15 protein-coding genes are annotated in these 18,145 nt (G+C 38.5%); 6 read left to right on the top strand and 9 right to left on the bottom strand.

What is annotated here, in order from left to right; genetic code table 11:
- Window positions 1–176: 176 nt before the first annotated feature.
- The 4 genes from fdhE (at window position 177) to OOA_RS18225 (ending at window position 6,255) form a co-directional block, all read left to right on the top strand.
- Entirely contained in the window at window positions 177–1,112 is a 936-nt protein-coding gene (gene fdhE / locus OOA_RS18240) for a formate dehydrogenase accessory protein FdhE (RefSeq protein ID WP_008913648.1), read from the top strand.
- A gap of 22 nt (window positions 1,113–1,134) precedes the next feature.
- Window positions 1,135–2,526, top strand: a complete 1,392-nt coding sequence (gene selA / locus OOA_RS18235; protein ID WP_008913647.1) for an L-seryl-tRNA(Sec) selenium transferase — start codon at window positions 1,135–1,137, stop codon at window positions 2,524–2,526.
- The gene (gene selB / locus OOA_RS18230) at window positions 2,523–4,391 is read left to right on the top strand and encodes a selenocysteine-specific translation elongation factor (RefSeq protein ID WP_008913646.1); all 1,869 of its coding nucleotides are present in this window, start codon (window positions 2,523–2,525) and stop codon (window positions 4,389–4,391) included. Before selA ends, selB begins: the two co-directional genes overlap by 4 nt.
- A 205-nt stretch (window positions 4,392–4,596) precedes the next feature.
- Window positions 4,597–6,255 (top strand): LTA synthase family protein, encoded by a 1,659-nt coding sequence (locus OOA_RS18225; RefSeq protein ID WP_008913645.1) that lies wholly within the window; start codon window positions 4,597–4,599, stop codon window positions 6,253–6,255.
- A gap of 82 nt (window positions 6,256–6,337) precedes the next feature.
- On the opposite strand, the gene OOA_RS18220 is transcribed toward OOA_RS18225, so the two are convergent.
- The gene (locus OOA_RS18220) at window positions 6,338–6,766 is read right to left on the bottom strand and encodes a TOBE domain-containing protein (protein WP_008913644.1); all 429 of its coding nucleotides are present in this window, start codon (window positions 6,764–6,766) and stop codon (window positions 6,338–6,340) included.
- Between the two features lie 1,713 nt (window positions 6,767–8,479).
- Between OOA_RS18220 and OOA_RS18215 the strand changes: the two genes are divergently transcribed.
- Both OOA_RS18215 and OOA_RS18210 read left to right on the top strand, forming a co-directional pair.
- Entirely contained in the window at window positions 8,480–9,481 is a 1,002-nt protein-coding gene (locus OOA_RS18215) for an NAD-dependent epimerase (protein ID WP_008913642.1), read from the top strand.
- A 74-nt stretch (window positions 9,482–9,555) separates the two neighbouring features.
- Window positions 9,556–10,722 carry a nucleotide sugar dehydrogenase gene (locus tag OOA_RS18210; protein ID WP_008913641.1) on the top strand — a complete coding sequence of 389 codons (1,167 nt, stop codon included), beginning with the start codon at window positions 9,556–9,558 and terminating at the stop codon, window positions 10,720–10,722.
- Between the two features lie 106 nt (window positions 10,723–10,828).
- On the opposite strand, the gene OOA_RS18205 is transcribed toward OOA_RS18210, so the two are convergent.
- The 8 genes from OOA_RS18205 to OOA_RS19845 all read right to left on the bottom strand — a co-directional run bounded on the left by OOA_RS18205 (window position 10,829) and on the right by OOA_RS19845 (window position 18,062).
- Entirely contained in the window at window positions 10,829–11,830 is a 1,002-nt protein-coding gene (locus tag OOA_RS18205) for a fimbrial protein (RefSeq protein ID WP_040691919.1), read from the bottom strand.
- 15 nt (window positions 11,831–11,845) lie between these two features.
- Complete coding sequence (locus OOA_RS18200; RefSeq protein ID WP_008913639.1) at window positions 11,846–12,409, bottom strand: fimbrial protein; 564 nt, start codon at window positions 12,407–12,409, stop codon at window positions 11,846–11,848.
- Between the two features lie 43 nt (window positions 12,410–12,452).
- Complete coding sequence (locus OOA_RS18195) at window positions 12,453–13,061, bottom strand: fimbrial protein (RefSeq protein WP_008913638.1); 609 nt, start codon at window positions 13,059–13,061, stop codon at window positions 12,453–12,455.
- Between the two features lie 11 nt (window positions 13,062–13,072).
- A complete protein-coding gene (locus tag OOA_RS18190; protein WP_008913637.1) occupies window positions 13,073–13,822 on the bottom strand; it encodes a fimbria/pilus periplasmic chaperone in 750 nt (249 codons plus the stop codon).
- A 5-nt stretch (window positions 13,823–13,827) separates the two neighbouring features.
- Window positions 13,828–16,380 carry an outer membrane usher protein gene (locus tag OOA_RS18185; protein WP_040691917.1) on the bottom strand — a complete coding sequence of 851 codons (2,553 nt, stop codon included), beginning with the start codon at window positions 16,378–16,380 and terminating at the stop codon, window positions 13,828–13,830.
- Between the two features lie 28 nt (window positions 16,381–16,408).
- Complete coding sequence (locus tag OOA_RS18180; RefSeq protein WP_236611274.1) at window positions 16,409–16,954, bottom strand: fimbrial protein; 546 nt, start codon at window positions 16,952–16,954, stop codon at window positions 16,409–16,411.
- 65 nt (window positions 16,955–17,019) lie between these two features.
- A complete protein-coding gene (locus OOA_RS18175) occupies window positions 17,020–17,583 on the bottom strand; it encodes a fimbrial protein (RefSeq protein ID WP_008913634.1) in 564 nt (187 codons plus the stop codon).
- Between the two features lie 65 nt (window positions 17,584–17,648).
- Entirely contained in the window at window positions 17,649–18,062 is a 414-nt protein-coding gene (locus tag OOA_RS19845; protein ID WP_008913633.1) for a helix-turn-helix domain-containing protein, read from the bottom strand.
- Window positions 18,063–18,145: the final 83 nt, after the last annotated feature.

Here is an 18,145-nt window from a genome sequence, read left to right as displayed (position 1 = left end):
CCCATGATGAGTCAAGGGGAACAAGGTAGCTACTCAGTCACTTTTGTTTTATCCTGAGTGATAGATAACAGCAATTTTCGCTGATTAGCATAATATGAACTCAAATATGCTAGGAAAAGTGCAATGATCACTTCCTGAAAAACAGTCGTTTAAAAAATATAAAAGAGAGCAATGCGATGGGTATTCGTATCGTCCCTAAAGAAGATCTAGGGCAAGAAAGATTAAAAGAAAAAGGTATCGGTTTTATTCCTCCAGTTTTATTCCCTAATCTGAAAAGCTTGTATCAACGACGTGCTGAAAGATTAAAAAAACTGGGGGCAGGCGAGCATCCTTTTGCAGATTATCTTAATTTTGCAGCGGAAGTCGCCACTGCACAGAATAACGCACAACATGATAACCCACTAAAAATTGATATGAATGCAGTTCTAGAACGCGCAATGGTGACAAATAACCCACCTCTTGATGCGAAAACGTTCCCTCGTACCGCACATTGGCACAAAATTCTACATTCTATTATCGCAGAACTATTGCCTGTAGTACCTGAGTCAGTACGCCCAGCATTAGAGAATTTAGACAAAGCGTCTGATAACGAACTCGAAGAAATGGCTTCAGCGTTACTTAGCGAGCAATTTGAAAAAGTTCCAGCGGATAAATCGATGTTTGTCTGGGCTGCATTATCTGTTTATTGGGCGCAAATGGCGGCACAAATCCCCGGTAAAGCGCGTGCAGAACACGGTGATCATCGTCACTTCTGTCCAGTTTGTAACAGCATGCCTGTTTCCAGTGTTGTCCAGATCGGTTCATCACAAGGCTTACGTTATTTGCACTGTAACCTCTGTGAAACTGAATGGCATATGGTGCGTGTAAAATGCAGCAACTGTGAGCAGACTCGTGATCTTAACTATTGGTCACTTGATGATGAAAATGCAGCGGTGAAAGCAGAAAGTTGTGGTGATTGTGGTAGTTATCTGAAAATCCTTTATCAAGAAAAAGATGCGCAAGTTGAAGCGGTCGCTGATGATTTAGCCTCCATCATTCTTGATGCTCGTATGGAAGATGAAGGTTTTGCGCGCAGCAGCATCAACCCGTTTCTGTTTCCCGGCGAAAAATAGTTAATAAAAGAGAGTAATCACGATGGCAGACTCTAACGCGGCTCTATATCGTCAGCTTCCTGCTATCGATAAATTGCTACAGCTTGATGAAGTTCAGATATTTGTTGTTGAATCAGGGCATCATTGGGTGACTGAACAGTTGCGTGATATGCAGCAGCAAGCACGTGAATTTATTCAACAACATGAGCAATTACCGAGTTGGCATAATGATTGGTTGGCTGAGTTAACTCGTCGCCATGCTGCTTTGCAAGAAAGCGCATTAAAACCCGTGTTTAATCTCTCGGGGACAGTATTGCATACCAATCTTGGTCGTGCAGTGATGGCTAAATCGGCCATTCTTGCGGTTAACAAAGTAATGAGTTCGCCTGTTACATTGGAATATTCACTTGATGGTGCAACTCGAGGGCATCGTGATCGCGCGTTAGCAGACTTATTATGCCAACTGACCGGAGCAGAAGACGCTTGCATAGTGAATAACAATGCAGCTGCCGTATTATTGCTTTTAGCTACAGTGGCTCAAGGTGGGCAAGTTATTGTTTCACGTGGTGAGCTGGTGGAAATTGGCGGCGCTTTTCGGGTACCTGATGTAATGGCGCAAGCAGGCTGTCAACTTGTTGAGGTCGGAACCACTAACCGCACTCACTTACGTGATTATGCCAATGCTATCAATGATCAAACCACATTATTGATGAAGGTACATACCAGTAACTATAGTATTGAAGGCTTTACTGCTGAAGTTGAAAGTACTGAATTGGCGCAATTGGGCAGCCAGCACCAGTTGCCGACAGCCATTGATTTAGGCAGCGGCTCAATGATTGATATGACAGTCTATGGATTACCTGCCGAACCAATGCCTCAAACCTATTTATCACAAGGTATTGATTTGGTCTCTATTTCGGGTGACAAGTTACTTGGTGGACCGCAGGCTGGGATTATTCTTGGCAAGAAAAAATGGATTGAGGCGATTCAAAAGCATCCACTTAAACGCGCCTTACGTGCGGATAAGATGACCTTAGCAGCGCTTGAAGCCACATTGAAACTGTATCTGACACCAGAAAAATTGGTGACTGAATTACCAACATTACGTTGGTTAACTCGCAGTGCTGATGAAGTAAAAACGCAAGCAGAACGTCTTATTGTGCCTTTGCAAGCCTTCTACGGCGATAAGTTTGTGGTTGAAATGGAACCTTGCTTATCTCAAATAGGCAGTGGCTCATTGCCTATTGACCGACTACCGAGTTATGCCGTGACCTTCATGCCTTTTGATGGACGAGGAAACTCACTTGCTCTACTGGCTGCTCGTTGGCGTCAATCCGCACAACCCGTTATAGGCCGAGTCAAAGAGGGCAAGTTATGGTTAGATCTTCGTTGTTTAGATGATGAACATGCGCTATTGCAGGTACTACTTTCATGATTTTCGCTACTGCTGGCCATGTTGATCATGGCAAAACATCTTTAATTCAGGCCATTACGGGGGTAAATACCGCACATTTACCTGAAGAAAAAAAACGTGGAATGACCATCGATTTGGGTTATGCCTATTGGCCCCAGCAAGATGGTAGTGCTATCGGATTTATTGATGTTCCGGGACATGAAAAATTCTTAGGTAATATGTTGGCAGGAGTTGGTGGAATTAATCATGCTCTGCTGGTGGTTGCATGTGATGATGGTGTGATGGCGCAAACGCTAGAACACTTAGCAATTTTACGCCTTGCGGGCTGTCCTAATATTACTGTGGTTTTGACTAAAGCAGACAGGGTTGATGAAGCACGAATTTCTGAGGTGACTGAACAAGTTAATGCTGAAATTCATCGCCAAGGTTGGCCTGATGCTGCACTTTTTATTACCTCAGCGACCGATGGAAAAGGTATTGAACCATTACGTGTGTATCTGCAACAAAGTCATCAACAATCCACCGATCATCAAAATAAACAGCAACGTTTTCGATTGGCGATTGACCGCGTATTTCATGTTAAAGGCGCAGGGATAGTTGTTACAGGAACGGCGCTTGCAGGGCAAGTTTCGATGGGTGAATCATTATGGTTAACCGGAGCTGATTCATCGGTTAGAGTCAGGGGTATTCATCGCCAGAATCAGCAAGCTGAGATGGCTCAGGCGGGCGATCGTGTTGCGCTAAATCTTGTGGGTGATATTGATAAAGAAAATGTCTCTCGTGGAGACTGGCTGTTATCTCATCAACCTTTTGCTGCGGCAATTCGGGTGATAGTGGAGTTACAATGTGACTCGATTATCAAACATTGGCAGCCTGTCCATTTGTATCATGGTGCTAGTCATATTACAGGCCGTGTGTCATTGTTAACGGAACCGGGTGAAACTCCACAGTTAGCTGAATTGATCTTAGATACGCCGTTATGGTTGGTCGATAATGACCGGCTAATCGTTCGTGATATCAGTGCCCGAGAAACATTGGCATCAGCAAGAGTTATTCGCTTAACTTCACCGCGTAGAGGTAAAAGATTACCTGAATTTATTGATTGGCTATGCCATCTTTGTGAAGCGACAGACGAATTAACCTCTTTGAAATTACAACTTCCGCGTGGGGAGCTTGATTTAAACAGTTATGGTTGGTCTCGTCAGTTAACCTCACCGGCTCTTGAACAATTGCTTACTCGGGTTGAGTTAGTCCGTGTGGGCGATTTGGTGTTATCTGCCTTTAAAGCACAAATGGCTAAAGGGCGACTGATACAAACATTAGAAAATTTTCATGAAATTCACAGCGATCAAATTGGTGTCAGTAAGGCTCGATTAAAGCGAATGGCATTACCCACAATGAGCGAACCATTAGTCTTTAAACTGATTAGTGAACTCATTGATGATGGAAGTATCAAGCAGACCCGAGGCTGGCTACATATGCCACAACATGGATTAGTTTTTGATGCTGAACAACAGCAGATTTGGCAAAAAGTCGTGGCGCTATTTCCTAGAGTAGATGCTTGGTGGGTTCGCGACCTTGCAACCGAAACGGATTACGAAGAGGATATATTACGGCGCATGATGAAAAAAGCGGCTCAAATGGGTCTTGTCACAGCCATCGTACGTGACCGTTATTATAGCAGTGAACAGATGAAACAATTTGCTGAACTTATTTTGCATTATTGCGAAGATAAAGGGGTTATTTACGCAGCTGATTTTCGTAATGAACTGGGTATTGGCCGTAAACTGGCTATCCAAATCCTCGAATTTTTCGATAAAAGTGGTTTTATAAGACGTAAAGGTGATGGGCACTTTTTACGTGATAAAGGCATTTTTGCCGAATAGTTTAACTTTTAATAATTCGATTTGCATGTAAGAGATAAGAGCAGTTCGGTGAGGGGGATAGATAAACACAATGACTCAATCAACTGAACATAGCTAACCACCATGCAAATAGAAGTATGACAAGTATAAATAGTGATAAGAAAGTTTTGTGGTGGTCTTTATATAATCAAGGCTATCGGTACTTATTTATTTTGTGGTAAACCTGATGAAGAAAAGTGTGTTTTCTGCTGTTTATCTGGTTGTGATTTTAATCGCTTCCCTCTTTTTAGTTTTTGAAAAAAGTAGTGTGATTTACCCCGCTTTAGTTTCGATTGGTGTCTACGCGGTAATTTTTGGTTTTCTCTCTATTATCACTGCCAGATGGCTTTTTTCTGCGGTTGTTACCAGTACGTTGTTCATCATTATTAAGTTCATCAATCAACTTAAAGTCCACTATTACAAAGAGCAGTTATTTTATTCAGATATCAATATAATGACTGATACCTCAAACATGGGCACTTTGAGTCATTATTGGCTGGCGGGTGTTGCATTAATTGGGTTACTGATCTTATTAGTGATAAATGGTGTATTAAGTTGGCGTTTACTTCGCCCAAGAAAATCATTTGCTTTGCGGTTGATTGGTGTGATATTAGGTCTTGGTGGCTATTTTGGCGCGAGTTTTGCCGCGTCACATTACTACAGCGAGTGGACCAATACCTTACCAAAAGGCCGAGGTACTGTGACTAACTTAGTCATGTCGGCGCAAAATTCAACCTATCAGTCGCCACAATTCAAAGGCTCATCAGATTACTTTGTACATAAAGCGGCTTCGGTATCATTACCCGCAGCAGAAGCTTTAGAGAAACCTGATATTTTATTGCTATTGCAAGAATCGACTGTTAATCCGGATGTCTACAAATTACCTGAAGGAACAAAGCTGCCTAATCTGTTTATGTTCCAACAAGATAATGACTTAACTGCTCATAGTCGAATGCGAGTACAAACCTTTGGTGGTGGGACATGGTTATCTGAGTTTGCCGCACTCACAGGGCTAAATAGCGATGATTTTGGTGCACAGAAAAGTGGCGTATTCTATTTCATTGTCGATCATCTCAATAACAGCTTGTTTAAAGAGATGAAAGCTAACGGTTATTATACCGTTGTTTTGACACCATTTAATCGTGGAGCCTATCACTCTGGGCATGCCTATGAAATGTTGGGTGTCGATCGAATTATTCAACCGCAAGAGCTGGGTTATCCGGGGAAATTACAAGATAACTTATGGACTATCAGCACTGATGACATGCTGAAATATGCTAAAGAGATTTTAGCTAAAGAGACAGATAAACCAGTCTTTATCTTCTCACTAACGATGTATGAACATGGCCCTTATAAAGAAACACACAGTGATGATTATGGCTTGAAAGGCAAATTAGAAAACGCGGATTCAGCTGGTAAATTTAGCCACTATATGGAAAAAATTGTTGCATCTGATAATGCGATACGTGATTTTGCTGAGTTTATTTCTAAACGACAACGCCCATTGATGTTTTTATATTTTGGTGACCATCAGCCGGGGATCAGCTTGAATAAATACCAATCTGAGTTTTCATCTCCTGCGTTTATTACTCAATTTACACTGCGTGATAACCTTAAACTAGGCACTAGTATCAAAACAGGTAATTTGACTGATATTGCATTTCTTGGTGGTATTCTATTAGAGCGTGCGAATCTAAAAGTTTCGCCTTTCTATGAGGCAAATATCAAGATGCGGCATTTATGTGATGGGAAATTAGATGATTGTGAAGATAAACAATTATTAGACAGTTATCGACACTATATTTATCAAGAACTCAATGCCGCGACTAAAGCTATTGTTGAGTAGTAATAAAGAATGATGATTGAGTGTTAAATGATAAAGAAGGCGGGAGTATTCCCGCCTTTTGTTTTTTATAAATTAAAGTGGATTATTTGCGTGTTGCAAGGATCACACTTGACGCTTTAATCAGTGCAGTGATTTCGACACCTTTGGTTAGCGCCATATCTTCAAGGCTTTCATTGGTAATGATCGCTGTTAGTTCAACACCTTTGTCAGTGACTAAATGTACTGTACTGTTGACTGCGCCTTCAATGATATTGCTGATTTTGCCACTAAATTGGTTACGAGCTGAAAACTGTAAGCCACAGTCGGGTTTTGCTAAAACGACCCAAGGCGCTTTAATGATTGCGACAGCTTCTTTTCCAACAACTAGCCCTAATGCTTTGCAGCTTTCACGGGTAATCACGGTTGTCAGTTCTTCGCCATTACCTAAAGATAAAACGACTTCATTATTAACAGCGCCTTCTTTAACGATGCTAACAGTACCAGTTAATTGGTTACGAGCAGAAACTTGCATGATTTACCTCATTTCAGATTAATAATAAAACCCACTATAAATAGAATAAACGCAAATCCTAGGTCAATCCATGATATGAGTTAGCTTCGTGGATAAGATCACGCTAATTAACATAATAATGGAATAGTGCTATGAGGTTATTGACACTGCTTATGGATGTTACATAAAGGCACTTTTATCGCCGTGTCAGAGGGGTAATTGAGTTGCAACTGTTGCATTATTAACAACTTAAATTATTTCATGCATATATTATTGATTATCTAATCATGTTCTATATTAGCGATATATTTTTTTTGTAATAGATTGATACTGAATAACATTATGTTACTTTTAACCAATCTTGAATAATAAAACGTGACATGTCACGATGATTAAAAATCATCTTTTTAGGTAGGAATACAGTCACTGTATCGTTGGGATATCAATCAATCTATTATCTGAGCATCATCGTCAAGTTATTGCTTCTGAGAGTATCAAGACGATGAATTAAACCCTAGCATATAAAGATCTCTACGATAACCTATTTCAATCGCTAGACTGGCATTGGAACTAATTGCTGCTAATATTATTAAAGTTGTTAAGGATAGTATTGGCCGTTTTACTTGAACCAGCAAGATGAATAGCGCGTATTGGTTGTATCACCTAGGCAGCAGGCCATAATAAATTGATAAAAATCAATCAAATAGCTGAAGTCTCAATTCATAAGTCAGATGTTGTAATTGCTACTGCGATTCTTTTTAGCAATAAATTGAGCAATTGAACAAACATAATGGCCCTAAATTTAAAAAACTTTCTATACTTGTAGCTGAAGAGCGGTAACCAAATGCCTTTATCTGACAACATTAAGCGTGTTCTATGATTTTATTGGAGCCAGTATGGATACGATAGAGTTCATTCCGTGCGCTCTGGCCATATTACATAACGAAAGGTGCTCCTATCACGTGTGCGATGTATTGTGCCAACCAAGGGGGAGATACGGACACCATCGGTGCTATGGCCGGAGCGATTTCGGAAAGCCTGTAGGATATTCAATTTTCTCTTCAGAAATGAGTTGTATTGATCGTTGTACTGATCAATGTATCTAATAATATAAATCCCCATAGCAACCCAAGATACTCCGTGTGTTACGGCATTAAGTATAAATCGATTTAATTGATCCACATTGCTACGAAACAACTCACATCTCTTACACTTTTCCTTCAATCCCATTTTTATTTTCTCGAAAGTAAAACCATTACTTCATTTATGGGTCATATACCTAAGTAATTTAGTTTGAATGTATTCTAAACGCGAGTAACTTTCAGTAGAAAATCTTAGCTACCGGATGATCGCTAATATAGATGCAAAATTAAGTAGTTGGAGTGTAAACTAAATGAATCATATTGAGCGGCTCATACTGAGCTTTTAGAATGGATTAACACAAGGGATGTTGTTCTTTGCTACTTATTTTCACTGCATGAAACCGATCAAAATAACAGCAAATCCATCATGCCCACTAATTAAAGTGGTTAAAAAACATGAACACCAACTCAAGCTGGAAATGAAAAGCGCCCTTTGGGTTCGATTAAAAGCGATTTTTCGTGATATTGAGCGCCCCTTGCGGAGCTAACTGGCCGGTGAACCTCTCACCTTGCTCTTTTTACCTCAAGTAAGCGCTTTTAATTCGAATAAAAATTGACCTTCAAAGTTCAACAGCCCTAGAAGACAATTAATATGAAATACTTAGTTACAGGCAGTGCAGGTTTTATTGGTTTTAGATTATGTCAGCGTTTATTAGATAATGGGCATGAAGTTGTTGGGATCGACAATATGAATGCTTATTACGATCAAGGCTTAAAACAGTCTCGTTTACATATTCTCGAACAATATTCCCATTTCCGCTTCATTCCACTTGATATCACTGAGCGTGAGAAAGTCGTGGTACTTTGTACTCAAGAAGGTTTTGATCGTGTGATACATCTTGCCGCTCAAGCCGGTGTACGTTATTCACTCCAAAATCCTTTTGCTTATGCAGATAGCAATCTTAATGGGCACTTAGCTATTCTTGAAGGTTGTCGTCAAGCCAAAATCAAACATTTAGTTTATGCATCTTCGAGTTCAGTTTATGGCATGACAGATCAAACACCATTTAGTACCGATATGTCGACTGACCATCCTGTCTCATTATATGCAGCAACCAAAAAAGCTAATGAGCTGATGGCACACTCTTACTCACACCTCTATCAGCTGCCGACCACGGGCTTGCGCTTCTTTACTGTCTATGGTCCGTGGGGCCGCCCAGACATGGCATTGTTTAAGTTTACCAAAGCGATTTTAGCTGAGGAGCCGATAGATGTTTATAATAACGGCAATCTCAGCCGCGATTTCACGTTTATTGATGATATTGTGGAAGGAATTATCCGTATTTCCGATATAATCCCACAAGCAGATCCCGAAAATCGTTCTTTATCAGCCGCACAAAGCAGCGCACCTTACCGTATCTACAACATAGGTAATGGGCAACCCGTGAAGCTGACTGACTTTATTGTCGCACTTGAAAAATCGTTAGGTAAAAAAGCGATTCAAAACTTTTTACCTATGCAGGCCGGTGATGTGTATACCACTTGGGCAGATACAGAAGATCTATTTACCGTAACAGGGTATCGCCCACAGGTATCTATTGAACAGGGGGTACAGGCGTTCGTTGACTGGTATCAATCTTACTATCACCAGTAACACATTCGTACCTGTAACTTATTATTGATGCAGTACCACCTGTAATATCCGAAAATGGATTTGAGAGGTTAGTTTTGAAAATAGCAATTGCTGGTACAGGCTACGTTGGCCTATCTAACGCCATGTTACTGTCACAACACCATGAAGTTGTGGCGGTTGATATCATCGCTGAAAAAGTAGCGATGTTGAATAACAAACAATCACCGATTATTGATACGGAGATTGAACAGTTTTTAACTGAAAAAAAACTCAATTTCCGGGCGACAGAAGACAAAGTTGAGGCTTATACCCACGCCGATTATGTCATTGTTGCAACGCCAACTGACTATGACCCGAAAACCAACTACTTCAATACTCAGTCTGTTGAATCCGTTATTCATGATGTACAAAAAATCAATCCAAGCGCCACTATCATTGTGAAGTCGACGATTCCGGTTGGCTTTACTGAGCGCTTGCGTGAAGAATTTGGCTATACTAATGTGATTTTCTCGCCAGAATTTTTACGTGAAGGTCGTGCTCTGTATGACAACCTATATCCGTCGCGAATTGTGGTTGGCGAACGTTCTGAACGTGCACAAATATTTGCGGACTTATTGCTTGAAGGGGCCATCAAAAAAGATGTGCCTGTTCTGTTTACCGATGGGACAGAATCCGAGGCGATTAAATTATTTGCAAACACCTATTTAGCCATGCGTGTCGCGTACTTCAATGAGCTAGACACCTACGCAGAAAGCCGTGGCTTGAATGCACGCCAAATCATTGAGGGGGTTTCGTTAGACCCGCGTATTGGCAGTCACTACAACAACCCATCATTCGGTTATGGCGGCTACTGTCTACCAAAAGACACCAAGCAATTGCTGGCTAACTATGACGATGTGCCAAATAACTTGATTAATGCAATTGTTGAATCTAACCGCACCCGTAAAGACTTTATTTCAGACTCGATTATTGCTAAAGCGCCGCGCAAAGTTGGCGTGTATCGCTTGGTCATGAAAGCGGGGTCGGATAATTTCCGAGCGTCATCCGTTCAAGGGATCATGAAGCGCATTAAAGCGAAAGGGATTGAAGTCATTGTGTATGAGCCTGTGCTCAAAGAAGATGAATTCTTTCGCTCGAAAGTTTACCGTGACCTCGATGCGTTTAAAGCCGACAGTGATATTATTTTGGCGAACCGCATGCTGCCAGAGCTTGAGGATGTTGCTGATAAAGTTTATACCCGAGATCTTTTTGGTAGCGACTAAGTTTGTCAGTTTTATTATCACTAGCCGGTATTCTCCGGCTAGTGATATTTGAAGTCCGTCGATTATTGCTTAAAAGATATTGTCAGAACTAAAGAGATATTAAGTACTATGGTGTAGACATAATAATAGTTGCGGCGGAATTAAATTGACCTTCAATCAGATCAGTTTTAGCTAAGTTTTGTTTTTTGACTAATGCAAACATCAATGTGTCTTTACCTTGTCCATTTGTAATTTGTGAATTAAAGCTCCCATTCATTGGTGATATACGTCCTCCTTGACGATATATTTCAACCCCCAAGCCGGGCATGATCGCCCCTGAACTGCCAATATCTCCTGTACGGACCAATAAAGCATCTGATGAAAATGTTGATGTATCACCACTTAATGTCATTTTTATCGGCGTTGTTAGGTTGTTATCTTCACAGCGATAACTTATTTCTACATTACGCTGAAAGCGGCTAGCACTACCGACCGTAGAAATACCGGATGCATTCACTGTTTCAAAATCGACTATAATAATTTGATTATTATTTATATCACATGTACCTGTTCCGACAATAACATCATTACCTGCATAAAAATTCCATGTGAAATAGGCATGGTCAATTTGATTATTACTTCCGACAAAGGTAGCGTATTTATGCAGATTTAATGTCATTAATAGATCCCCTTTTCTGACTAAAACAGATGGGGTTGGTTTAGTATTAACTTGTAAATATAATTTTATTTGTAGGCGCTCAGTCGCAGAGGTTAGCCTAAAAACAGAAATTTCCCGACCACTAAAAGGGGCTAAATAATAATTTCCTCTAATGACAACACCTGCTTTTAGCTCGGGATTATTTTTAAATGTAGGACCTAAATCTGCACCTGTTACATTTAAATAGTCTACATAAGAACTAGGTGCCTCATTTCGACAACTCATAAAATCACTAACATCAGCGAATTCGTTAATACGATTTGGCACTGCGAAAATATCGTTATCTATAGGGACATCATTAATACTTTGCGTGCCGCCCCCAACTTCTTGTCCTTCATTTGTTTTGCATACAAAGGCATAAAGAGGAGATGAAAATAACATAATCATTAGAAATAGAGTAAATATTCTCATTGTTTTTTCTATGCCTTAATCGTAAATTAAATTAAATACCGCTGTTGCAGTAAAATATCCTAAACCAATACTTTTATTTTTAATTGCATTTGGTTCTCCTTGAACATTAGCGTTAAAACTTAATATATTTGTCCCATTTTCTAGTCTATATGTAGATGTAAGACTATTGATAGGAATGTTTTTTCCGCTATTTTCAAATAGTTCAATTCCAATTCCTGAAGCCATGCTAGCGTTATCTAGGGCTAGCAAACCGGGTAAATTAGGGTTTTCTGTCCCTTCAAATTTAACAGTGACAGTATTGAATATGCTATTATCACAATCATCTAAATGAATATTGAATTGTTCTAATGGTGTTTTTTGATTAATATAGATGTATTTATCTACAATATTACCAAACTCGACAATAATATTTTCATCTCCGGGTCTAACTGTGCATGCTTCAGCAACTAATAATCCCCGGATTTTTATTTCACCAATTTGGCCATTTTTTGAAAAACTTAAAAAAGATGGAAATAATAAAAAAAATAGCATCGTTAGTATTGTTTTTTTAAAGTAATTATTAATATTTGATTTTTTCATAGTCTATTTTCCTTTCAATACTATCTCAGCTTCACTAATAAATTTACTCATAAGTTATTTGAAAAGAAATGATGCTTCGATACGTACCAGCTTGAAATGCTTCAGCTGTTCTGACTGGAGAAACGTAATATGTTAAAAGATTATTTCCAGGAAAAATTAATTCAGGAACACTATTTTCGCCAAATTCAATTTCTTTTCCTTGTTGATTGGTAATTAGTAAACCAATTCCTGTTACACCTTCAACTTGAGCTAAATTAGGTTTAAAAGGAACAGTTGGCGATAAAAAATGTATTTTAAAACCTGGTTGTGAAGTGCTCCATATGGCATTACCTGTTTTATCATTTCGTATCAACGTTGGTGTTTCAATACAATCAGTCAACTCTATGTTTATTGGAGTTTTGTGTCCATGATCGCCTACTTTTTTTAATGTTGCGCTTTCAATATTTCCAATATCAACAGTTTGGAAAGCTGAATTCATTGATAAACGGCAAGCGCTTTCTGTTAATGAGCCATAAACGAAAATTCGGCCATTAGCTCCTTCGACATCCCAATTACCATCAGCATTGTATAATAGGTTACTACTTGATATAGCATGAGCAGATGGCAAGAGGATTAAAGCTAGTAATAAAGTAAGACCTTTTTTTTCAATCATATCTCACCTCACTATTTAGTATCAGGAATTGTTTGGCAAATATCTGCTAGACATTTAAATTGTAATTTTGGTCGGCCACCATAGTCATTAATATAGGTAAGAACAGGGCTCTGGCCTAATGTTGAACTTGTAACACCAAGATTTTCTTCACCAAAGGGTGCGATCATGATTGCTTGAAATTGTCTATTAACAGGAGAGTTTTTAGTTGCTGCCGCACCGATAACAGTAATAAAAAAAGGTGTTGGGTTTTTAACGATAAACTGATCACCTTTACGCATTAATTGCATTTTTTCTTGCCAAGGATTATTAAGCATCTCAGTTTCATTTAATAGTATGCCTGTAGGGCGATAGAATAGTTTTATTTTACTTTGTAATGCGAGCTGCAATACATTAGGTTTATCACTTTTAGGTGGAATTTCCCTTAAGTTAAAGTAATAAATACTCTCTCTATCTTGTGGAAGAGTTGCTATTTCAGGTAGAGCTTCAATTCGTACTTGGGTTGATTTTTCTGGCTCCACTCGTTGTACTGGCGGCAACACCGCAAATGGAGAGGTGATCTTCTGCCCTTGACTGTTTTCAACCCAACCTTGAGCAAGATAAGGAAGCTGATTATTTTTATTGGTAATTGTTAATGATACTGATTTTTGATCGCCATTAAATACGATGCGAGTTCTATCCAAGGCAATGGCAGAGAAAGCGCTACCACTAACAAAGCTACTTAATAAAATTGTACTGATATATAAATTGATTGATTTTCTCATCACTATTACTCTTTGACAGAATTATTATTCGTTTCAATACGTGTGTTTGTTAATGGCTTACAAGGAATAAAGAGGCCTTGATTAATTTCATTTAAGTTATCAGGGAAGTGAATTTCACATTGGGATTCTCCACCCCATTTTATTCCCATGATTTCATCTGGTTTGATACCACTGATATAAGCATATCCAGCATCTGTCACTATTCCGGTTTCTTGTCCTTTTGAATTAATAATTTGAGAACCAAATGGCGGAGATGATCCATCAGACATTCTTATTGAAAGCATCATCTTTTCACCTGATAACACATTAAATTTACGATATCCGATAGCACCCTCGGTTAGAGTAGCTTGAACAATTGAATCTGTAACTTCTGCATTATTTGGTAAACTATTCAAATCAACTTTTACTTTACTGCGGTAATAGCTATTAATATCAGGAACGACAACCTTACCAAATTGATTTGAAGTAATAGGTATTCCACGATCTTTAACCGGAATATTTGCAACACCATCAGTATCAATAAGTAAACGAGTTCCACCAATCGTTGAAATACGATGTATATCAGCACCATTAAAAGTCATCGTAATACCGCCTTGCGCGCCTAAACCAAATGATGTGTAATTATTATGAATATAACTCGCATTTGCTGTTAATTTGGCATTATCACCATAGTGCGTGATATAAGTACTAGCAGTGCCACCTTTATTCGTTGAGCCTGCACTGACTTGGTAACTAGTTCTATCGTCAAATTTGTCGTAATAAGTGGCACGGTTAACTGTATCATCACGAGTTGACTGTAATGAATAACCTATATTTGCACCGTTACCCCATGGCATTGATGCCGAAATATAAAAGCCATTATCATTGATATCGTTATATTCATTACGATAGGCAGATAAAGAAATATTGATATTTTTAAAGTTACTAAAGTCAGTCGTTTTAGTTAGCATTAAGTTATATCGGTTACTTTCAGGCTTATCCCAATATGTTTGGTGAGAATAGTTTAAATAAGCACTTAGCCTTGCATCTTTAAAGTTTTTATTTAAAGAAATAACATACATTTCTTTATTACTGCCATGACGCTCACCTGATTCTTTTGCAGAAAGAAAATCAGTAACTGTCATAAAGTTACGCTCAGAAAATCGATATCCTGCAAATTGCACTTGGCTATCATAATCATCAAAACGCTTTGAATAGTTTATTCTATATGAGCTACCTGATAGCCTTTTATCATTATCATTATCATTATCAATATTTGCAATAGAGTGTGTTATATCAAAAGATAGTGCACCAAATACCAATAGGTCACGGCCAACACCGATGTTAAAGGCATTATAATCTTGGCTGTTTAATGACCCACCTAACAACGACCAACCATTAGTAACTCCCCAAGACATTTCACCACTCGCAAAAGTACCTCCTTGCACATGATGATCCATATCAGAAGGTCGACCCATTGCTAATTTGTAGCGTACCGACCCTGGGCGTGTTAAATAAGGGATACTAGCTGTTTCAACTTGATATTCCTGTACAGAGCCATCCTGCTCTTCAATTTTAACATCTAGCTTTCCGCTTGTTGCATCGCTTAAGTTTTGAATACGAAATGGCCCAGCAGCAACTTGCTCTTGATAAATAATACGACCTTGTTGGCTGATAATAACAGTGGCATTTGTGCTTGCGACACCTGTTATTTCTGGCGCATAGCCGCGTAAATTTGGGGGAAGCATTAATATATCAGAACGTAAACTGATCCCAGTGAACCTGAAGCTATCAAACAAATCTGTATTTAAATAATCTTCCCCTAATGTTAGCTTTGCACTCAAGCTGGTTAATGCTTTATAAATATATAATCTGCTCCATTGAAAATCGCGTTCAGTTTCTTTTCCTGAACCTGTTTCATGTTGTAGCCGACCTTGCCAGTCCCCCCTCATACGCCAAGCACCCAGGTTTACCCCAGCGACACCATTTGCGGTCACATTGTAATTATTTTTATTATCATGAGGGCGGTTTGATCTGGCATTAATATTGTAATCAAAAATAATACCGGAAATACCTTCATCCCAAAGAGAAGGGGGATCCCAATTTTCTGTTCGATATTCTAAATAAGCTTGAGGAATACTTAGATGCAATGTGGTATCCGATAAATCTCCCCTGGCTTGAAGCCCCGGTAAACTGGATAAATTTAAACATTCACCATTATGCCACCAAGAGATTTCTTTTAGTGCGCCAGCGGTTAAGCCTAATTGTTGAACTTGTTCTGGGGAAATACAAACAAGGCTACCCTCAGGATCTTCATCAGGTGCATAAAATGAAAATCGTTGTTCAGGTAGAGTATCATTATTTAATTGTACTTTAAGCGGATAAACTCCCGGCATAATGTAACCTGCACGAGAAAATTGCTTTATATCGATGTTTTTTTTGTCTTCTAGATCGAATAATTCTGTATTGAATTGCATAACATCCGCAGCATGTAACTGAGATGGCAATGAACCAAATACAATCATTAAGGTAGCAGTTATTATATTAACTCTGTGTTGTTTAAAAAACATAAAAAACATCCCTAAAATACCAATCTAGTTTTTGGAACTAATAATAATCAACCTTGAAACGTAATAAGGTTTGGTAATTACCAGGTTTAACAGGGTGATAATTGGTGACTAACTGCATTTGGTATCTCAGTATCATTGTTCCAGGTGTAATACCAACTGCGGTTAATGCTTTTCCTGGAATAATGGAATATCCGGCTTTATCATGCAAAGCTAATTGGACGCCTTTTGCTTCACCGGAAAGGGAAAAATAATTACCTTCAGATGGGCCATCAAATGTGACTTCCAGTGAATTCCATTCATTATTATCTTTTGAAAATCTTTCCCAGCGACAATCGATAAGTTTAATATCAAATTCTTTTATGGGGCCTTTCCCTACTTCGCGAATATAACTAGTAGGAAGTACCCCTAGGTTAATGGTCTGATCCCTTGAGCCAATATCTATTGCACAAGCAGTATCAACTATTTCCCCATTCATGGTGACTTTTCCCCATCCATGATTTGATGCGAATATCTTAGTTGGGAAAAATAATGCGATAAGAAATAGGAAATATGCATTTTGTTGCAAATAGGTCAATCCTTTCACTTTAACCTCTTATTTAATTAGACAATGAATAGAGGAATAGCATGTATTCCTCTTACACTAATCAATTAGTTATAAGCTAGGGTAAAGTTAGTTACGCCTTCAAATTTACCTAAAGGAATTTTATCTACATCGACGCTAGCACCTTGAACATATGCGCTATAGCGTAGTGTGTTATCACCTGCTTGTAATTGGTGTTCTTGGGATGTAGCAACACCCATATCTAGAGCTTTACCATTGGTATCAGTTAATTGAATACCGACGTTACCTGCGATAGTAGGGTCGGTTGCATCTAAGCCAGTAACACCTAATAGTTTAGGGTTAAAACCTGCGCTTGAACCACTGAAAGTAATACTAACTTTATCGTTATATACTTTGTCGTCTGCATCTTTAGGGAATACACAATCTTCTAATTCAATATTAAATTGTTTAGCAGTCGATGTTCCACCATTAGCTAAAACGGAGTTTGCAATTTGGCCTAGCCATACTGTTTGGTCGATTGAATCTGAGCTTATTGAGCATGGCGCGTCAATAATTTCACCTTTAAATGTTACTTTACCATGCCCTTGATCAGCGAGTGCTGGAGATGCAATAGCGGCAGAAATTAATGCTGCTAAAAATACTTTTTTCATTTGGACCTCGTCTAAGTATATGACTACATGATTATCCAGTTTTTCTGGATGTTTTTTTAAATAAACTACCTATCAAAATTCAGTGTCGACTTATTATTTTTTAAAGACGAATTTAGGAGTATTTCTGTTTCTTTATGAAATAAATAATTAAAATCATCCTTTTTTTCCAGTGACATATCGGCATCATAAAGATATGAAATAGCCTTTGGATGAGATTCATTTAGTGCCAAGGTAATCTTCCTAAGAAATACCACTGGATTCGTTTCTAAGTGAAATAATATTAAAAATAATGTTCCACAACTAATGCTGCATTCTCCTCTTTCATAGCGAGATATTTGTTGTTGAGATAATTTTAATTTTTTTGCTAGCTTACTACCGCTAAGACCTTTTTCTTTTCTGATATTGTGTAACTCGAAACCAATGAGCTCGGTCAATATCTTTTGGAAATTATCTATATTGGGTTTTATTTTATCACTCATAATTTTTTACCACGGAAACTTAAACAAAATTTAGCCATGATATTAACGTCACTTTCATAATTTACCGTTTCATCATCAGCACT

This window comes from Providencia burhodogranariea DSM 19968 (genome assembly GCF_000314855.2).
Classification (GTDB): domain Bacteria; phylum Pseudomonadota; class Gammaproteobacteria; order Enterobacterales; family Enterobacteriaceae; genus Providencia; species Providencia burhodogranariea.
This window is presented reverse-complemented; position numbering and strand designations above follow the sequence as displayed.

What these genes read in the sequence shown, in the direction of transcription:
- fdhE (WP_008913648.1), top strand. Translation starts at nt 177, where the DNA reads ATGGGTATTCGTATCGTCCCTAAAGAAGATCTAGGGCAAGAAAGATTA.
- selA (WP_008913647.1), top strand. Translation starts at nt 1,135, where the DNA reads ATGGCAGACTCTAACGCGGCTCTATATCGTCAGCTTCCTGCTATCGAT.
- selB (WP_008913646.1), top strand. Translation starts at nt 2,523, where the DNA reads ATGATTTTCGCTACTGCTGGCCATGTTGATCATGGCAAAACATCTTTA.
- OOA_RS18225 (WP_008913645.1), top strand. Translation starts at nt 4,597, where the DNA reads ATGAAGAAAAGTGTGTTTTCTGCTGTTTATCTGGTTGTGATTTTAATC.
- OOA_RS18220 (WP_008913644.1), bottom strand. Translation starts at nt 6,766, where the DNA reads ATGCAAGTTTCTGCTCGTAACCAATTAACTGGTACTGTTAGCATCGTT.
- OOA_RS18215 (WP_008913642.1), top strand. Translation starts at nt 8,480, where the DNA reads ATGAAATACTTAGTTACAGGCAGTGCAGGTTTTATTGGTTTTAGATTA.
- OOA_RS18205 (WP_040691919.1), bottom strand. Translation starts at nt 11,830, where the DNA reads ATGAGAATATTTACTCTATTTCTAATGATTATGTTATTTTCATCTCCT.
- OOA_RS18200 (WP_008913639.1), bottom strand. Translation starts at nt 12,409, where the DNA reads ATGAAAAAATCAAATATTAATAATTACTTTAAAAAAACAATACTAACG.
- OOA_RS18195 (WP_008913638.1), bottom strand. Translation starts at nt 13,061, where the DNA reads ATGATTGAAAAAAAAGGTCTTACTTTATTACTAGCTTTAATCCTCTTG.
- OOA_RS18190 (WP_008913637.1), bottom strand. Translation starts at nt 13,822, where the DNA reads ATGAGAAAATCAATCAATTTATATATCAGTACAATTTTATTAAGTAGC.
- OOA_RS18185 (WP_040691917.1), bottom strand. Translation starts at nt 16,380, where the DNA reads ATGTTTTTTATGTTTTTTAAACAACACAGAGTTAATATAATAACTGCT.
- OOA_RS18175 (WP_008913634.1), bottom strand. Translation starts at nt 17,583, where the DNA reads ATGAAAAAAGTATTTTTAGCAGCATTAATTTCTGCCGCTATTGCATCT.
- OOA_RS19845 (WP_008913633.1), bottom strand. Translation starts at nt 18,062, where the DNA reads ATGAGTGATAAAATAAAACCCAATATAGATAATTTCCAAAAGATATTG.